Genomic DNA, 3683 nt, shown 5'->3' with positions numbered 1-3683 from the left:
TTCTTCGAGGGGTCTTACTAGCTTACGCTATGGGAAATCTTATCTTGAGGTGGGCTTCACACTTAGATGCTTTCAGCGTTTATCCCTTCCCAACTTGGCTACCCAGCTGTGCTCCTGGCGGAACAACTGGTTCACCAGCGGTCGGTCCATCCCGGTCCTCTCGTACTAAGGACAGCTCCTCTCAAATTTCCTGCGCCCGCGACGGATAGGGACCGAACTGTCTCACGACGTTCTGAACCCAGCTCGCGTGCCGCTTTAATGGGCGAACAGCCCAACCCTTGGGACCTACTTCAGCCCCAGGATGCGACGAGCCGACATCGAGGTGCCAAACCTCCCCGTCGATGTGAACTCTTGGGGGAGATCAGCCTGTTATCCCCGAGGTAGCTTTTATCCGTTGAGCGATGGCCCTCCCACGAGGTACCACCGGATCACTAAGCCCGACTTTCGTCCCTGCTCCACTTGTTTGTGTCGCAGTCAAGCTCCCTTATGCCTTTGCACTCTTCGAAGAATTTCTAACCCTTCTGAGGGAACCTTTGTACGCCTCCGTTACTTTTTTGGAGGCGACCGCCCCAGTCAAACTGCCCGCCTAACATTGTCCCGTCTCCAGTTTCATGGAACCCGGTTAGAATTCCAGTACTATCAGGGTGGTATCCCAACATCGACTCCTCAATGGCTGGCGCCACTGTCTCCTAGTCTCCCACCTATCCTGTACAGACAATACCGAAATTCAGTGCTAAACTGCAGTAAAGCTCTACGGGGTCTTTCCGTCCAATCGCGGGTAGCAAGCATCTTCACTTGCACTTCAATTTCGCCGGATTTGTTGTCGAGACAGTGCTCAAATCATTACGCCATTCGTGCGGGTCGGAACTTACCCGACAAGGAATTTCGCTACCTTAGGACCGTTATAGTTACGGCCGCCGTTTACTGGGGCTTAAGTTCTGACCTTCGCTTACGCTAAGTCTTCCCCTTAACCTTCCAGCACCGGGCAGGCGTCAGCTCCTATACTTCAGCTTTCGCTTTAGCAGAAACCTGTGTTTTTGATAAACAGTTGCTTGAGCCTTTTCTCTGCGGCCACTTGCGTGGCTCTCCTTCTCCCTAAGTTACGGAGTTAATTTGCCTAGTTCCTTAACAACAATTCTTCCGATGGTCTTAGGATTCTCTCCTCACCTACCTGTGTCGGTTTGCGGTACGGGCACATAAAAACTCCATAGAGACTTTTCTCGGCAGCGTGAAATCAGGTACTTCCCCTTGCGGGTTCCCCATCACACCTCATCATTGATATACCGGATTTTCCTGGTATACCTGACTCGATGCTTAGACATACATCCAATTGTATGCACACCTTATCCTCCTGCGTCATCCCTTTTGTCAAACGCTTTTATGCGGTATCGGAATTTCAACCGATTGTCCATCACCTACGCCTTTCGGCCTCGGCTTAGGTCCCGACTTACCCTGGGCGGACGAACCTTCCCCAGGAAACCTTAGGTTTTCGACCAATAAGATTCTCACTTATTTCTCGCTACTTATGCCAGCATTCTCTCTCCTGTACAATCCACCGTTCCTTCCGGTACGACTTCTACTCATACAGGATGCTCCTCTACCACTCTTTCGAGTCCACAGCTTCGGTGGTAAGTTTTAGCCCCGGACATTTTCGGCGCATGATCTCTTGACTAGTGAGCTATTACGCACTCTTTAAATGAGTGGCTGCTTCTGAGCCAACATCCTAGTTGTCTTAGAAATCACACATCCTTTCCCACTTAACTTACACTTTGGGACCTTAGCTGGTGGTCTGGGCTGTTTCCCTTTTGACCACGGATCTTATCATTCGCAGTCTGACTGCCGGAATTCAAGTATATGGCATTCGGAGTTTGATAAGGTTCAGTAACTGTTGTCAGCCCCTACCCCATTCAGTGCTCTACCTCCATTACTCATTTCCGACGCTAGCCCTAAAGCTATTTCGAGGAGAACCAGCTATCTCCGAGTTCGATTGGAATTTCTCCGCTATCCACAGCTCATCCCATGGTTTTTCAACACCAACGTGGTTCGGTCCTCCACGGAATTTTACTTCCGCTTCAACCTGGCCATGGATAGGTCACTCGGTTTCGGGTCTACAACATACAACTTTTCGCCCTTTTCAGACTCGGTTTCCCTCCGGCTCCGTACCTTAAGTACTTAACCTTGCTGCATATCGTAACTCGCTGGCTCGTTCTACAAAAAGCACGCCGTCGTACTTTACGTACTTCGACTGTTTGTGGACACACGGTTTCAGGTTCTATTTCACTCCCCTCCCGGGGTTCTTTTCACCTTTCCCTCACGGTACTCCTTCTCTATCGGTCACCAGGTAGTATTTAGCCTTGGGAGGTGGTCCTCCCTGTTTCCCACAAGGTTTCTCGTGTCTCGTGGTACTCTGGATTAGATCTGACTGTTCTTTGCTTTCATTTACAGGGCTTTTACCTTCTCCGGCGGAGCCTTCCAGCTCTCTTCAATTAACACTTCACAGTATTTATGACCTATCCGCAACCCCAGGAACAAGTTCCTGGTTTGGGCTCTTTCCCGTTCGCTCGCCGCTACTTAGGAAATCGATGTTTCTTTCTCTTCCTCCGGGTACTTAGATGTTTCAGTTCCCCGGGTTTGCCTCTACAAACCTATGTATTCAGTTTGCAGTACCTAGCGTTATCTAGGTGGGTTTCCCCATTCGGATATCTCTGGTTCTCTGGCTATTTGCGCCTACCCAGAGCTTTTCGCAGCTTATCGCGTCCTTCTTAGGCTCCTGGTGCCAAGGCATCCTCCATGCGCCCTTTGTAGCTTGACCTTTCATTATCGAAAATCGTCATTAACTTCGTCCAGCTTCGTCAAATACCTCATTCCGGTGCTCATTTACATAAGTAAACTCCACTCCTCATTCGGTCTTTTCCTTGCTGTACTCGTTACTGCCAATTTTCTTAGTTTCATATATCATCTTAAATCTTTAAAATGAAATACATCTACTACAAAGGTTATATTATAACCTTAGCTTTACTTGCAAAAACTGCTATTAACTTCGTATATCTTCGTCAAAATCATTCACTGCGGTACTCATTTACATAAGTAAACTCTGTTCCTCGCTCATGTTTTTCCTCGATATACTCGTTACTACCAATTTTTTAATTTCTTTATTTACTGTGCAATTTTCAAAGGACAATTTTTCAATTTACATTCCTAATTGGCTGTAAACTGAAAGAAGAATCTATGATCCTTCAAAATTAAACAGAGTGAAAAATTGCTATTAACTTCGTATATCTTCGTCAAAATCATTCGCTGTGGTACTCATTTACATAAGTAAACTCTGTTCCTCGCTCATGTTTTTCCTTGATATACTCGTTACTATCAATTTTTAAGTTTCAACTTACTTAAACCATCAATTTATAAGATAGATTATACTCTATCTTTCGACTCCCTAGAAAGGAGGTGATCCAGCCGCAGGTTCTCCTACGGCTACCTTGTTACGACTTCACCCCAATTACTAACCCCACCTTCGGCCGCGTCCTCTTTCGTTAGACTACGGACTTCGGGTGTTGCCAGCTCTCATGGTGTGACGGGCGGTGTGTACAAGGCCCGGGAACGTATTCACCGCGACATTCTGATTCGCGATTACTAGCAACTCCAACTTCATGTAGGCGAGTTTCAGCCTGCAATCCGAACTG

At 47.4% G+C, this 3683-nt stretch carries 2 rRNA genes; both read right to left on the bottom strand.

Going from position 1 to position 3683, the window contains the following annotated elements:
• Nucleotides 1–2812, bottom strand: a 23S ribosomal RNA gene (locus WY13_RS14185); the annotation flags it as partial.
• A 628-nt stretch (nucleotides 2813–3440) separates the two neighbouring features.
• Nucleotides 3441–3683, bottom strand: a 16S ribosomal RNA gene (locus WY13_RS14180); the annotation flags it as partial.

Source organism: Clostridium ljungdahlii, from assembly GCF_001636845.1.
GTDB classification, from domain to species: domain Bacteria; phylum Bacillota; class Clostridia; order Clostridiales; family Clostridiaceae; genus Clostridium_B; species Clostridium_B ljungdahlii_A.
Note: the sequence above shows the minus strand (reverse complement) of the source record. Positions and strands in the feature narration are given on the sequence as shown.